The sequence below is a fragment of the Agromyces mediolanus genome, from assembly GCF_044917495.1.
Taxonomy (GTDB): Bacteria; Actinomycetota; Actinomycetes; order Actinomycetales; family Microbacteriaceae; genus Agromyces; species Agromyces mediolanus_B.
In genome coordinates, this window is record NZ_JAVSSI010000008.1 from 168,384 (window position 1) to 182,435 (window position 14,052).

A 14,052-nucleotide genomic window follows, 5' to 3' on the forward strand; every position below is an offset into this window, starting at 1 on the left:
GCATGCGCGTCGTGATCGCCCCCGACAAGTTCAAGGGATCCCTGTCCGCCCCGGAGGTGGCCCGGCGGGTCGCCGCGGGCGCGCGCCGGGCGGATCCCGGGATCGAGCTCGTCGAGGTGCCGGTCGCGGACGGCGGCGAGGGCACCCTCGACGCCGCGCTCGCGGCGGGCTTCGCCGCACGGAGCGCGCGGGTTCCCGGGCCGCTCGGGGCCGAGCTCGAGGCCGAGTTCGGGCTGCGCGGCGGCGAGGCGGTCGTCGAGCTCGCCCGCGCCTCCGGACTCGAGCTGCTTCCGGCGGACGAGCGGGATGCCGGCCGCGCGACGAGCCTCGGCACGGGGCGGCTGATCGTGGCCGCCCTCGACGCCGGGGCGAGGCGCATCGTGCTCGCGATCGGCGGCAGCGCCTCCACCGACGGCGGCGCCGGGCTCCTCCGCGGGCTCGGCGCACGCCTGCTGGACGCCTCGGGACGGGACCTCCCCGAGGGCGGCGCCGCGCTCGCCGGGCTCGACCGCATCGAGCTCGGCGGGCTCGACCCGCGGCTCGCGGACGCCGAGTTCGTGCTCGCGAGCGACGTCGACAATCCGCTGCTCGGGCCGCACGGCGCCGCCGCGGTCTTCGCCGCGCAGAAGGGCGCGGATGCGGCGGGCATCGCCGCGCTCGACGCGGCCCTCGCCCGCTTCGTCGAGGTGCTGTCGGCCCACGACGCGGTGCTCGCCCGCTCCGCCCGATCGGCCGCCGAGGCGCCGGGCGCCGGAGCCGCCGGCGGGGTCGGCTTCGCCGCGCTCGCCGTGCTCGGCGCCGAGCGCCGCCCCGGCATCGACGTCGTGCTCGAGCTCACCGGCCTCGAGGCCGCGCTCGCGGGCGCCGATCTCGTGATCACGGGGGAGGGCAGCCTCGACGCGCAGAGCCTCATGGGCAAGACTCCGCTCGGGGTCGCGCGCGCGGCGCGCCGGGCCGGTATCCCCGTGCACGCCGTCTGCGGACGCAGCGAGCTCGACGCCGAGGCGCTCGCCGCCTCCGGCTTCGCCTCCGTCCGCTCGCTCGCCGAGCTCGAACCCGATCCGGCCGCGTCGATCGCGAACGCCGGCGCCCTGCTCACCCGACTCTCGGAGGACCTCGTGACCGAGCTCATCGCCGCCGCCGCATCCGGCGACGCGGCATCCGCCGCCCCCGCCTTCGACCTCGTGCTGCGCGCCGAGCGCGCCCTGCTCGCGGGCGACCGCGGCGCGCCCGTCGAGCGGGCCGCCGAGATCGGCGTCCGGGACGGGCGGATCGTGCAGATCTCCCCGCTCGGCACGGGGCTCGCGGGCGCCCGCCTCGTCGAGCTCGGCGCCGGCGAGGTGCTGCTGCCCGGCCTCGTCGACACGCACGTGCACGTGAACGAGCCCGGCCGCACCGAGTGGGAGGGCTTCGCCTCCGCGACCCGCGCGGCCGCCGCGGGCGGCGTCACGACGATCGTCGACATGCCGCTGAACAGCATCCCGCCGACGGTCTCGGTCGCCGCGCTCGAGGAGAAGCGCGCCGTCGCCGCGGACCAGGTCGTCGTCGACGTCGGCTTCTGGGGCGGCGTGGTGCCGGGCAACCTGGCCGAGCTCTCGCCCCTCGTCGACGAGGGCGTGTTCGGCTTCAAGTGCTTCCTGCTGCACTCCGGGGTCGACGAGTTCCCCCAGGTGACGCCCGAGGAGATGGAGCAGGCGATGGCGGTCGTCGCCGCGCGCGGCTCGCTCCTCCTCGTGCACGCGGAGGACGCGCACCTCATCGACGCGGCGCCGCACCGCGGCGGACCCGCGTACGCGGACTTCCTCGCCTCCCGGCCGCACGAGGCGGAGGACGCCGCGATCGCCGAGGTGATCGCCCGGGCCGCGAAGACCGGGGCCCGGGCGCACGTGCTGCATCTGAGCAGCGCGGACTCGCTCCCGCAGATCCGCGCCGCCAAGGCGGCGGGCGTCGACCTCACCGTCGAGACGTGCCCGCACTACCTGACGCTCGTCGCGGAGTCCGTGCCGGCCGGCGCGACGGCGTACAAGTGCTGCCCGCCGATCCGCGGCGAGGCGAACCGCGACGCGCTCTGGCAGGGCCTCGTCGACGGCACGATCGACTTCATCGTCTCCGACCACTCGCCGGCGACGCCCGAGCTGAAGTACGCGGGCGACGGCGACTTCGAGCAGGCGTGGGGCGGCATCGCCTCGCTGCAGCTCGGCCTGCCGCTCGTGTGGAGCGAGGCGCGGCGCCGGGGCGTGCCGCTCGAGCGCGTGGTCGAGTGGATGTCGTCGCGCCCCGCCGACCGCGCGGGGCTGCACGGCAAGGGCCGCATCCAGGTCGGCGTCGCCGCCGACTTCGCGGTGTTCGCGCCCGATGACCGCTTCACCGTGGATGCCGGTGCGCTCGAGCACCGGCACCCGGTCACCCCCTATGACGGGCGCGAGCTCACCGGGGTCGTCCGCACCGCGTTCCTCGCGGGCGCGGAGATCGACCGCGGGCTCCCGCGGGGCCGGCTGCTCCGGGTGGGGAACGACGAGTAGCCGGCCCACCGATGGGGCCGGGGCCGCCGCCCCGGCCCCGCCTCCGCCTGCCCAGAGCACGCCCACGCCCACGCCTTCCCGCCGAACGCCCACGCCTTCCCGCCGAACGCCTACGCCTTCCCGCCGAACGACAGGAGCACCGACATGATCGCCTCATCCGACGAGCTCGAGCCCGGCCGCCCGGCCCCCGAGCTGGAGCTGCCCGACGCCACGGGCGCCCGGCGCAGCCTCGCCGAGCACCGGGGCAGTCCCGTCATCGTGTACTTCTATCCGGCGGCGTTCACGCCCGGCTGCACGACCGAGGCGTGCGACTTCCGCGACAACCTCGCCTCGCTCCAGGGCGCCGGCTACGTCGTGCTCGGCGTCTCGCCCGACTCCGTGGACCGGCTGGCGGAGTTCGCCGCCGCGGAGCAGCTGAGCTATCCGCTGCTCTCCGACGAGGGGGCCGAGACGGCCCGCGCGTGGGGGGCCTGGGGCCAGAAGACGGTCGCGGGCCGCACCTTCGACGGCGTCATCCGCTCGACCGTCGTCGTCGACCCGGAGGGGCGGGTCGCCTCCGTCGAATACAACGTCGACCCGGTCGGCCACGTCGCGCGCCTCCGCGAGCGGCTCGGGGTCTGAGACGGCGGATGCCGCGTCGGCGACGATGCGCCGATGACGTCGCAGGCATTGCCGACGCGGCATCCGCTTGATAAAGTTGTCGCATGCTGAAATAACAGTTCCACGATATGAAAGCTAGCTTTCGTATTCCTACACCGTGGATGCCAGCAGACGAAGGAAGCGGATCAAGCGATGAAGCTTGAACAGTTCAACGGAGCCGACCGCCGGGAGGCGATCGAGCTCCTCCGACCATGCATCGACGTGCCGAGATGGTGCGACGAGCTCGCCGACGGGCGGCCCTACGGCTCCGTCGCGGAGCTCCTCGCCGCGGCGGGCGCGGCTGCGTCGCCGTTCACGCCGGAGGAGGTCGAGCGCGCGCTCGGCCACCATCCGCGCATCGGCGAACGCGCGGCGGGCGGCAGCCGGGAGGCGACCCTGTCGCGCTCCGAGCAGGCCGGGGTCGACCCGGCCGACGCCGAGCTCGCCGAGCGGCTCGCGGCGGGCAATCTCGCCTACGAGGAGCGCTTCGGCCGGGTGTTCCTCATCCGGGCGGCCGGACGCAGCGCCGCGGAGATCCTCGCGGCGCTCACCGAGCGGCTCGGCCACGACGACGCCGAGGAGGACGAGATCGTGGCGGCCCAGCTGCGCGAGATCGCCGTCCTCCGGCTCGAGGGGGCGATCGCGGCATGACCGCCCGACAGCCCGCGACGCCTGCGCCGAGCCCACCGACGCCGACCCCACCGACGCCGAACCTCCTGGAGGGAACCCTGCCATGACCGTCTCGCAGATCACGACGCACGTGCTCGACGCCCAGCGAGGCGTCCCCGGTCCGGGGATCGCCGTCGAACTCTCCCGCCGGGCGGGCGAGGGCTGGGAGCCGGTCGCGGCGGGCACCACCGACGCCGACGGCCGCGCGAAGCAGCTCGGCCCCGAGCGCGTGCCCGGCGGCGAGTACCGCCTGCGCTTCGACACCGGGGCGTACTTCGCCGCCTCCGGCACCGACACCTTCTACTCCGAGGTGCTGATCGGCTTCACCGTCGCCGACGACGGCCGGCACTACCACGTGCCGCTGCTGCTCAGCCCCTTCGCCTATTCGACCTACCGAGGAAGCTAGCTCATGACCGACATCCTGACCACCGCCACCGAGTCCGCCGACGGTGCGGGCGACGCCGGCCGCATCGTGCTCGGCCCGAACCAGTACGGCAAGGCCGAGGTCCGCGTCGTCAAGGTGACCCGCGACACCGACCGCCACGAGATCGAGGACCTGAACGTCACCTCGCAGCTCCGCGGCGACTTCGCCGGGGCGCACCTCGCGGGCGACAACTCCCACGTCGTCGCGACCGACACGCAGAAGAACACGATCTTCGCCTTCGCCCGCGACGGCATCGGCTCGCCCGAGGCGTTCCTGCAGCGCCTCGCCGAGCACTTCATCGGCTCCTTCGACTGGGTCACCGGCGGCCGCTGGCTCGCCGAGAGCTACCCGTGGGAGCGAATCGTCGCCCACGGGCAGGAGCACGACCACGCCTTCGTCCGCTCGGGCCAGGAGGTGCGCACCGCCGCGGTCGTCGCCGACGGCGAGGAGCGGCACGTCATCGCCGGGCTGAAGGACCTCGTCGTGCTGAAGACGACGCAGTCGGGCTTCGTCGGCTACCCGAAGGACCGCTACACGACGCTCCAGGAGACGACCGATCGCATCCTCGCGACGAGCGTCTCGACCCGGTGGCGCTACCGCCCCGGCGCCGAGGTCGACTACAACGCGACGTACGACAGCGTGAAGGCGATCCTCCTCGAGGCGTTCACGGAGCACTACTCGGCGGCGCTGCAGACGACCCTCTTCGAGATGGGTCAGGCGGCGCTCGAGCGGCATCCCGAGATCGCCGAGATCCGCTTCTCGATGCCGAACAAGCACCACTTCGTCGTCGATCTCGCGCCGTTCGGCCTCGACAACCCGAACGAGGTGTTCTACGCCTCCGACCGCTCCTACGGGCTGATCGAGGCGACGGTCACGCGCGAGGGCCTCGCCCCCGCACCCGCGGCCTGGGAGAGCGTCGGCGCCTTCTGCTGACGCCGGCCGCCGACCGGCCCTGCGGGCGCCGCGCACTCGCGCGGCGCCCGCAGTCGTGCCCGCTCGCTCGCCCGCCGCGGGCTCGACGGCCGGTCGTACGAGCGGATAGCGTCGAGGCATGACCCAGCCCGACGGCGCGCAGGAGGCCCGCCGCACCGCCGACGCCGCCGACGCCCGCTGCGGCATCCGCACCCGCCCGGCCGCCCTCGGCGAGATCGACGCCGTCCTCGCCCGCTTCGAGGCGACCTGGGGCGCCGGGCGCGGCCTCGACGACTCCACCATCCGGGCGCTCGCGCACGCCGGCGGCACCGTGCTCGTCGCGGTCCCCGACGACGACGGGGGCGTGGACGCCTCCGGCACGCCGCCGTTCGCGGCGCCGGGCGAGGTGCTCGGCGCGACGCTCGGCTTCCTCGGCTGGTCGGGCGGCCTGCACCTGCACTCGCACATGAACGCCGTCACCCGAGCGGCGCGCGGGCGCGGCATCGGGGCCGCGCTGAAACTCCGTCAGCGCGCGGTGTGCCTCGAGCACGGGGTCGGCGAGATCCGCTGGACCTACGATCCGCTCATCCGCCGCAACGCCAGGATGAACCTCCTGCGGCTCGGCGCGGAGGTCGCCGACTACCTGCCGGAGTTCTACGGCGTGCTCGGCGACGCGATCTCCGGCAGCGACCGCAGCGACCGCTTCGAGGTGCGCTGGCGACTCGACGCCCCGCGCGTGCACCGCGCCCTCGCCGGGGCGCCGGCGCCGGAGTGGCGCGGCGACGACGGCGTCGCGCTCGTCCCGGACTACGAGGCGCTGCGGATCGCGGACGCCTCGGCGGCGGCGCGCCTCCGCGCCGACTCGGTCGCGGCGTTCACGCGGATGGCGCGCGCCGGCCTCCGCCCGGAGCTCGACGCCGCGGGCGACTACGTGTTCACCGAGGACGACCCCGACCGGGAGGCGGCATGAGCGAGCGGACGACCGCGCCCGTGCAGCTCGAGGCGATCGAGCTGCACCGCATCGAGGTGCCGCTCGTGCGCCCCTTCGAGACCTCCTTCGGGCGCGAGACGGTGCGCGAGGCGCTCCTCGTGCGCGTCCGCACCACGGGCGGCGACGGCTGGGCGGAGTGCGTCGCGGGCCGGGAGCCGTTCTACTCCTCGGAGTACGTCGACGGCGCTGCGGCCGTGATCGAGCGCTACCTCGCGCCGGCGCTCCTCGCCGCCTCGGCGAGTGGGGCGCACGGCACCCTCGGTGCGCACGGCGGGCACGAGGCGCACGGCACCCCCGGTGCGCCCGGCGGGCACGAGGCGCACGGCGGGCCCGCGAGCCGTCCGCCGTCGCCCGGGGGCGGCGCAGCGGCGGCCATCGCGTCGGTGCCCGCGGCCGCCGCCGTCGGCCCCGCGCTCGCCGTCGTCGCCGGCCATCGGATGGCGAAGGCGGCGCTCGAGACGGCCGTGCTCGACGCCGAGCTGCGCGCGCAGGGCCGCTCGATGGCCGAGTGCTTCGGCGCCGTGCGCGACTGGGTCGACTGCGGGGTCTCGGTCGGCATCGCCCCCACCCTGGAGGAGCTGCTCGACGAGGTCGCCGGCTACGTCGAGCAGGGGTACCGGCGGATCAAGCTGAAGATCATGCCGGGCTGGGACCTCGTCCCGGTCGGCGCGGTGCGCGAGCTGCTCGGTCCGGCCGGGCTCCTGCAGGTCGACGCGAACACCGCGTACCGCCAGTCCGACATCCCGCTCCTCGCGGAGCTCGACCGCTTCGGGCTCCTCCTCATCGAGCAGCCCTTCGCCGAGGAGGACCTGGCGACGCACGTGCAGCTCGCCGCCGCGTGCGAGACGCCGGTCTGCCTCGACGAGTCGATCCTCGACCGCACGACCGCGCTCGACGCGATCGAGCGCGGCGCCACGAGCATCGTGAACATCAAGCCCGGCCGGATGGGCGGCTACCTCGAGTCCCTGCGCGTGCACGAGGCCTGCCGGGCGCTCGAGGTGCCGGTCTGGTGCGGCGGCATGCTCGAGACGGGGCTCGGCCGGGCGGCGAACGTGGCGCTCGCTGCACTGCCGGGCTTCCTGCTGCCGGGCGACACGTCCGCCTCGGACCGCTACTACGCCGAGGACCTCACCGAGCCCTTCGTGCTCGGATCCGGGGAGCATCGCGGCCAGCTCGCGGTGCCGGGCGGGCCGGGCAGCGGCGTCGAGGTGCGCGAGGAGCTCGTCCGCGCGTGGGCGAGCGCGCCGCCCGTGCTCCTGCGCTGAGCCGCGCCCCGTCCCGCCCCCGCTCACACCACTCAGGAACGGCCGTCGCGACATCCGCGTCATTCCGGGGGTGTGGGAATCTCTGCCCGCGCGTAGCTGCCACATGTTCCTGAGTTGTGTGAGGTCAGCGGGCGGTCCGCGCGGCGCGCGCGTAGCCGCCGGGCGTCTCGCCGATCACCGTGCGGAACTCCCGGGTGAAGTGCGCCTGGTCGGCGTAGCCGAGCTCGGCGGCGAGCTCGGCGAGCGGCGGCGAGCCCTCGCCCGCGAGCCGTTCGGCGGCCTCCTGCAGCCGGTACCTGCGGATCAGCCAGCGCGGGGTCAGCCCGAGCTGCTCGCGCACGAGCCGCTCGAGGCGGCGGATGCCGAGGCCCTCCGATTCCGCGAGCTGGGCCACCCGCGTCAGCCCGCGGTCGTGCTCGGCGCGCTCGACGAGCCGCCGCACGGTCAGGGCGTCGTCGTCCGGCGTGAGACCGAGGCCGCCGAACCAGTGCTCGAACGCCGCGACGGCGCCCGCCTCGTCGCCCGCGGCGGTCGCTGCGGCCACCCGCGGGAGGGCGTCGTCGGCACCCGGCACGTCCGCGAGCGGGACGCCCCGCTCGGCGCCGACGAGGGCGCGCGCGGGCAGCCCGAGCAGGAGCGGCGCGACCCCGGGCTGGAGCAGCACCCCGAACGCCCAGCCGCTGCCGGTGAGCGTGCGGGAGCCCAGGCCGGGACTCGGCCCCCAGACCGCCGCCTCGCCGCCCTCGACGACGAGGTTCGCGCTCGGGTACTCGAGTACCCGCTGGGTGACCGAGCGCCCGGGCGGGAGAGTCCAGCGGGGGATCCAGTAGTGCCGGACGAGCGCGGCGAGGGCGGGGGCGGGCGCGTGCCGGGTCATCCCGATCGGCGACCCCGCCGCGCCGATCGCCGGGTCGCCCGCTGCGGGGGCGAGCACGCCGCGGCTCCGGGGCGCGCCGGTGCGGGTGCGCCAGTACGCGTCGGCCCGGTCATCCGCCATCCGCCCAGTCTGCACCCCGCCGCCGACGCCGCGGGCGCCGCCGACGCAGCCGTCGTCGCCGTCGACGCAGCGGGCGCAGGCGCCGGCGGCCGAGCGGGCGTCGCGTTCGTTCAATCCGCGGCGGCGTCGCGTCCGTAGCGTCGATCCCGACCGCGGAGCCGACCGGCCCGCGGAACGCAGACCGCGAACGGAGCGAGTCCATGGACTTCGAGATGACCATCTACATCGCCGCAGAGCCCGAGGCCGTCTGGGACGCCATCACGGGTGAGGCGGGCAGCCGGGCCGTCATGTGGGGCAGCGTGCTCCGCGGCGAGCTCACGCCCGGCTCCCGCTACGAGTACGTCGGCCCGGGCCAGGACGGCGACGAGACCGTGCACGTCTACGGCGAGGTGCTCGCCGCGGAGCCGCCGACGCTCCTGCAGCTGAGCGAGCATCCGGGGCCGAGCTACCGCGAGAACCACGCCGAGCTGCGGAGCCGGATGACCTGGCGCCTGGAGCGCGCGGGGGAGGGGCTCACGAAGGCGAGCTTCACGAACGACGAGTGGAGCGAGGGGCACCCGGCCGCCGAGGAGACCGCGGAGACCTGGCCCCACGTGCTCTCGAGCTTCAAGAGCTACGTCGAGACGGGGCGCGCACTGCCGTTCCCGGGCTGAGTCGAGCGGCGCCCGCGCTCCGAGCGGCGGCCGGCCGTCACCGGCCGCCGCTAGGATCGCGGCATGGCCGAAAGCGCGACGCGATGACCCTGCTCATCCGCCAGTACCAGCCGGCCGACCGCGACGACATCGCCGACGTCTGCCTCCGCACCGCGATCGCGGGCGGCGACGCGAGCGGGCGCTACTCGGACGACGCGCTCATGCCCGAGGTCTTCGCCCTGCCGTACCTCGCCTACGACCCCTCGCTCGTCTTCGTGGTCACGAACGGGCATCGCGTCGTCGGCTACGTGCTGGGCGTCGCCGACACCCGCGCGTTCGTCGACTGGTGGCGCCGCGAGTGGGCGCCCGGCTTCGCGGCGCGGCATCCGCACCCGGGGCCGCCGACGGGCCGTGAGCCCGCCTTCAGCGAGGAACGGCTCCTCGAAGCCGGGCGCGAGCCGGACCGCATGCTCGTCGCCGAGCTCGACGACTACCCCGCGCACCTCCACATCGATCTGCTGCCGGAGGCGCAGGGCCAGGGACTCGGCCGTCGGCTCATCGACGTGCTGCGCGCGGCGCTGCACGGGCGCGGCGTGCCCGGCGTCCACCTCGGCATCGATCCGGCGAACGCGCAGGCGCGGGCGTTCTACGAGCGGCTGGGCTTCGTCGAGCTGCCGTCGAGCACGCCGACGGCGCCGGTCTTCGGCATCAGCACGGCCTGATCCTCCCCGGCGCGCAGCTTCGGACGGCGCTCGAACCAGTAGAGCAGCCGCGGGTCCGTGCGGCGGAGCTCCGCCATCGTGACGGGCTCCTCGCGCACCACTTCGTCGACGCCGAGCACCGGGGCGACGAGGTTCATCGTCCCCTCGTCCCAGAAGCCGCCGCGCATCCGGAACACCGAGTGCCCGCGGCGGTCGACGACGAAGAGCTGGGAGCTCGTCTCCGAGCTCGCGCCGCGGTACAGCTGCACGCGCAGCACGCCCGAGATGTCGCGCGCCGCGATCGTCTTGGTGCCGCCGAAGAAGCCGCGCTCGACGATGCCCGCGGGGCTCACCGAGGCCTGCGTCCGGCGGTACTGCAGGAACGCGAGGGCGACGGCGCCCGCGATCAGCACCGCGAGCACGCCGACGAGGAGGAACGGCCGGGTGCTGCCCGGGCGGTAGAGCACCCAGAGCGCGAGGCCGAGGAGCGGCAGGGCGAGCGTCGCGATCGGCAGTCCGATGGACCAGCCGAGCGTGCGGCGCGGACGGAGGGTCCGCACTCGCAGGCCCGCCCGGTCGATCACGGGAGGCAGGGTGGATGAGTCCCCAACACCTTCGCTCCCCTCATCCACCGGTGCCCTCGACATAACCCGTTCATCATGCGCCCGGTCCGCGGTGTGCGCTATTCCTCATTTATGAGGACATCGCCCGTTTTCTCCCGGCCGGCGCGGCACGAATCGCAGCGGATGTCGCGCGGGCGACAGGATCTCCGCGGGTGTGTCGCGGGCGCGCCATCCGCCCGCCGTCCGATTCGCCGCGACCGGGCCGGTGCGCGCCCGCGGGCCTAGTCTGGAACGGATGTCGAATCCACCGCTGACCCAGTCGATCCCGCTCAGCCCCGACAAGCGCTGGCGCGCCTACTGGGTGTGCGTGTCGGTCGCGGCGCTCACGATCCTCGACCTCTCGAAGGTGAACGTCGGCCTGCCCTCGATCGAGTCGGCCCTCGGGGCGAGCCCGACGGAGCTGCAGCTCGTCGTCGCGGGCTACGTCCTCACCTTCGGACTCACGCTCGTGCCGGCCGGCCGCATCGGCGACCAGCGCTCGCGCAAGGCGATGTTCCTCATCGGGCTCTCGCTCTTCCTCGTGACGAGCGCCATCTGCGCGCTCGCGCCGAACGGCGCGGTGCTGCTCGTCGGCCGGCTCCTGCAGGGCGTCGCCGCGGGCATCCAGATGCCGCAGGTGATCGGCCTCGTGCAGCAGCTCTTCCAGGGCGCCGAGCGCGGGAAGGCCTTCGGGCTCTTCGGGGCGACGATCGGTCTCGCGACGGCGTTCGGCCCGACGCTCGGCGGCCTCGCGATCGCGGTGGGCGGCCCGAGCGACGGCTGGCGCTGGATCTTCTGGATGAACGTCCCGCTCACCCTCGTCGCGATCGCGCTCGCCGTCTGGCTGCTGCCGCAGACCCGGCTGCCCTCGCCCGGGCGGCTGGAGCTCGACCCGGTCGGCGTGCTGCTCTTCGCGGTGACCGTGCTCTCGCTGATGTGGCCGTTCCTCTTCACGACGGGCTCGCCCGACGACGACCCGGCCCGCTGGTGGACCCTCGTCGTCTTCGTCCTCGGACTCATCGCCTTCGTCGCCTGGGAGCGGCGCTACGCGGCGACGGGGCGGCATCCGCTCGTCCCGCTCGCGCTCTTCCGGGTGAGTTCGTTCCGCAACGGCACGGTGCTCGCCGCGGTGTACTTCGCGGCGATGCCGTCGATGTTCCTGCTCACCACCCTCTACCTGCAGCACGGCCTGGGCCTCCAGGCGGTGTACGCCGGCATGGTGGGCATCGGCTTCGCCCTCGTGAGCGCCGTGACCTCGATGATCGGCGGGCGTCTCGTCGATCGGCTCGGCCGGCCGCTCGTCGTCTGGGGCATCGCGCTGCTCCTCGCGGGCGTCGGGCTCCTCGTCCTCGCGGCCGTCTCGACCCCCGAGGCGTGGACGCCCTGGGCGATGGCCGCCGCGATGGTGCTCGCCGGTGCCGGCGGCGGATTCGTCGTCTCGCCGAACCAGACGCTGACCCTCGCCGACGTGCCGGTGAAGCAGGGCGGGCTCGCGGGCTCGGTCGGGCAGCTCGGTCAGCGCATCGGCACGGCGATCGGCACCGCGCTCACGCTCTCGATCTTCTACGCGACGATCTACCGCGAGTCGGGCGGCGACGGCAGCAGCGGGGGCGCGGGCATCGACGTGTACCACGACGCCTACGCGCTCGCGATGCTCGCGGTCGCGGTGCTCCTCGCCGTGGCCCTCGCGGTCGGCCTCGTCGACCTGGGCGCCCGCCGACGCCGGCGCAGCGCGCTCGGCTAGCGGGAGCCCGGTTCGACTAGGCCGCGGCGCGTGCGGCCGCGAACATGCCCTCGAGCTCGGCCGCGGACAGCTCCCGGCCGAAGGCCGGGTTGCCGGGCTCGAGCACCCGGCCGTTCGCGAGCGGCCCGCCGTCGACGGCGTCGAAGCCGATCGCGTCGATGATGCCGGCGAGCGTCGCGCGGGCGTCGGGGTCGTCGCCGACGACGGCGAGCGCGCGGCGGAGCGGGTCGCCCGCGGGGAGGGCGTCGTCCTCCATGTCGTGGTACCCGAGGTGGTTCAGCGACTTCACGAGCCGCATCTCGGGGTTGCGGGTCTCGTGCTGCTCGCTGGTGGAGCGGGGGTCGGCGTCGACCTCGGGCAGTTGCCCGTCGATCGGCGGCCAGTAGTTCATCGCGTCGACGACGATGCGGCCGTCGAAGCTCGCCCACGGCACCGTGCCGGCCTTGCCGAACGGCACGGCGACGATCACGACGTCGGATGCCGCGACGAGCTCGTCGGGGGTGGCGACGCGCGTCCCGGGCGCGACGACGCCGACGAGGAGTTCGAGGGCCGTCTGCCGGGGCGAGCCGGCGATGCGCACCTCGTAACCCGCCTCCACGAGGAGACGCGCCAGGGCGGTGCCGACCTTTCCGGCGCCGAAGATGCCGATCGTCGGCCGCTGCTCCACCTGCGTTCCACTCCCTCTGCTCGGTCGGGCGCTGGGCCCGTTCGTCATGCGGTGCAACGTCCGGGGGCCGGGCGGCATTCCCCGGGTGCGCCGCCCGCCGGGCGCCCCCGCCGGGCGCTCGGGGATTCCGCTCCGCGCCGTTCGGGAATAGTCTCAGCGCGGGGGAGGTTCCGCAAAGCATGCAGACGTATGAATTCGGCCTCGACACCTTCGGCGACGTGACCGTCGGATCCGATGGTGCGACGCTCAGCCACGCCCAGGTGCTCCGCAACATCGTCGAGGAGGCCGTCCTCGCCGACCGTCTCGGGCTCGACTTCTTCGGCATCGGCGAGCACCACCGCCACGAGTTCGCCGTCTCGGCGCCCGAGGTCGTGCTCGGCACCATCGCCGGCCGCACGGAGCGCATCCACCTCGGCTCCGCGGTGACCGTGCTCTCGAGCGACGACCCCGTGCGCGTCTTCCAGCGCTTCGCGACGCTCGACGGGCTCTCCGGCGGACGCGCCGAGGTCATCCTCGGCCGCGGCTCCTTCATCGAGTCGTTCCCGCTCTTCGGCTACGACCTCGCCCAGTACCAGGAGCTCTTCGAGGAGAAGCTCGAGCTCTTCGCCGCCCTCCTCGAGCAGGAGCCGGTCACCTGGTCGGGCGCGCTCCGCGCCCCGCTCACCGAGCAGCGCGTCTTCCCGCCCGTCGAGCACGGCCGGCTGAAGACCTGGATCGGCGTCGGCGGCAGCCCCGAGTCCGTGGTGCGCGCGGCCCACTACGGCCTGCCCCTCGTGCTCGCGATCATCGGCGGCAGCCCCGCGCGCTTCGCCCCGCTCGCCGATCTCTACCGGAAGGCGCTCGCGCAGTTCGGCAAGCCCGAGCAGCCCGTCGCGATCCACTCGCCGGGCTTCATCGCCGACAGCGACGCGGAGGCGCTCGACGTGCTCTGGCCGCACTACCAGGTCATCATCGACCGGATCGGGCGCGAGCGCGGCTGGGGCGCGGTGACCCGGGAGCACTTCGAGGCGGAGGCCTCCGCCCACGGCGCGCTCTTCGCCGGCTCGCCCGAGACCGTGGCGCAGAAGATCGCCGCGGCGATGCGCAACGTCGGCGCGGTGCGCTTCGACCTCAAGTACTCGAACGGCACGCTGCCGCACGAGGCCATGATGGGCAGCATCGAGCGCTACGGCAGCGAGGTGGTCCCGCGCGTCCGGGAGCTGCTCGCGGCAGCCGAGGGGGCGTCCGAGACGGATGCCGAGCGCCTCGCGCGCGCCGATCGCGCCGACGCCGCCGCCGAGGGCTGAG

General features: G+C 74.7%; 14 protein-coding genes. 11 read left to right on the forward strand and 3 right to left on the reverse strand.

Annotated features, from left to right (window positions below):
* The first annotated feature begins 2 nt into the window (after nucleotides 1-2).
* The 7 genes from allB (at nucleotide 3) to menC (ending at nucleotide 7,422) form a co-directional block, all read left to right on the forward strand.
* Nucleotides 3-2,522, forward strand: coding sequence for an allantoinase AllB (gene allB, locus ROT00_RS13070; RefSeq protein WP_404775460.1), 2,520 nt, complete (start codon nucleotides 3-5; stop codon nucleotides 2,520-2,522).
* Nucleotides 2,523-2,666: 144 nt separating this feature from the next.
* On the forward strand, nucleotides 2,667-3,143 hold the full coding sequence (locus ROT00_RS13075; protein WP_404775461.1) for a peroxiredoxin: 477 nt from the start codon (nucleotides 2,667-2,669) through the stop codon (nucleotides 3,141-3,143).
* A gap of 171 nt (nucleotides 3,144-3,314) precedes the next feature.
* Nucleotides 3,315-3,812 carry a 2-oxo-4-hydroxy-4-carboxy-5-ureidoimidazoline decarboxylase gene (gene uraD, locus ROT00_RS13080; RefSeq protein ID WP_404775462.1) on the forward strand — a complete coding sequence of 166 codons (498 nt, stop codon included), beginning with the start codon at nucleotides 3,315-3,317 and terminating at the stop codon, nucleotides 3,810-3,812.
* 82 nt (nucleotides 3,813-3,894) lie between these two features.
* Complete coding sequence (uraH, locus tag ROT00_RS13085; RefSeq protein WP_404775463.1) at nucleotides 3,895-4,236, forward strand: hydroxyisourate hydrolase; 342 nt, start codon at nucleotides 3,895-3,897, stop codon at nucleotides 4,234-4,236.
* Between the two features lie 3 nt (nucleotides 4,237-4,239).
* Complete coding sequence (gene pucL / locus ROT00_RS13090) at nucleotides 4,240-5,187, forward strand: factor-independent urate hydroxylase (RefSeq protein ID WP_404775464.1); 948 nt, start codon at nucleotides 4,240-4,242, stop codon at nucleotides 5,185-5,187.
* A gap of 118 nt (nucleotides 5,188-5,305) precedes the next feature.
* A complete protein-coding gene (locus ROT00_RS13095; RefSeq protein WP_404775465.1) occupies nucleotides 5,306-6,136 on the forward strand; it encodes a hypothetical protein in 831 nt (276 codons plus the stop codon).
* A complete protein-coding gene (gene menC / locus ROT00_RS13100; protein ID WP_404775466.1) occupies nucleotides 6,133-7,422 on the forward strand; it encodes an o-succinylbenzoate synthase in 1,290 nt (429 codons plus the stop codon). Before ROT00_RS13095 ends, menC begins: the two co-directional genes overlap by 4 nt.
* A 124-nt stretch (nucleotides 7,423-7,546) precedes the next feature.
* Here the strand turns inward: menC and ROT00_RS13105 are convergent, their stop codons facing one another.
* Nucleotides 7,547-8,533 (reverse strand): AraC family transcriptional regulator, encoded by a 987-nt coding sequence (locus ROT00_RS13105; protein ID WP_404775467.1) that lies wholly within the window; start codon nucleotides 8,531-8,533, stop codon nucleotides 7,547-7,549.
* A gap of 86 nt (nucleotides 8,534-8,619) precedes the next feature.
* Here ROT00_RS13105 and ROT00_RS13110 point away from each other — a divergent pair, with 86 nt between their 5' ends.
* Together ROT00_RS13110 and ROT00_RS13115 are read left to right on the forward strand one after the other, a co-directional pair.
* Entirely contained in the window at nucleotides 8,620-9,072 is a 453-nt protein-coding gene (locus ROT00_RS13110) for an SRPBCC domain-containing protein (RefSeq protein WP_404775468.1), read from the forward strand.
* 83 nt (nucleotides 9,073-9,155) lie between these two features.
* The gene (locus ROT00_RS13115; RefSeq protein WP_404775469.1) at nucleotides 9,156-9,773 is read left to right on the forward strand and encodes a GNAT family N-acetyltransferase; all 618 of its coding nucleotides are present in this window, start codon (nucleotides 9,156-9,158) and stop codon (nucleotides 9,771-9,773) included.
* On the opposite strand, the gene ROT00_RS13120 is transcribed toward ROT00_RS13115, so the two are convergent.
* Nucleotides 9,698-10,336: a hypothetical protein gene (locus ROT00_RS13120; protein WP_404775470.1), complete on the reverse strand. Its 639-nt coding sequence runs from the start codon at nucleotides 10,334-10,336 to the stop codon at nucleotides 9,698-9,700. The genes ROT00_RS13115 and ROT00_RS13120 overlap by 76 nt on opposite strands.
* 274 nt (nucleotides 10,337-10,610) lie before the next feature.
* On the opposite strand from ROT00_RS13120, the gene ROT00_RS13125 reads away from it, so the two are divergent.
* Entirely contained in the window at nucleotides 10,611-12,098 is a 1,488-nt protein-coding gene (locus ROT00_RS13125) for an MFS transporter (RefSeq protein WP_404775471.1), read from the forward strand.
* 16 nt (nucleotides 12,099-12,114) lie between these two features.
* On the opposite strand, the gene ROT00_RS13130 is transcribed toward ROT00_RS13125, so the two are convergent.
* On the reverse strand, nucleotides 12,115-12,843 hold the full coding sequence (locus ROT00_RS13130; RefSeq protein WP_404775472.1) for an NADPH-dependent F420 reductase: 729 nt from the start codon (nucleotides 12,841-12,843) through the stop codon (nucleotides 12,115-12,117).
* 101 nt (nucleotides 12,844-12,944) lie between these two features.
* On the opposite strand from ROT00_RS13130, the gene ROT00_RS13135 reads away from it, so the two are divergent.
* Nucleotides 12,945-14,051, forward strand: coding sequence for an LLM class flavin-dependent oxidoreductase (locus ROT00_RS13135; protein WP_404775473.1), 1,107 nt, complete (start codon nucleotides 12,945-12,947; stop codon nucleotides 14,049-14,051).
* Nucleotide 14,052: the final 1 nt, after the last annotated feature.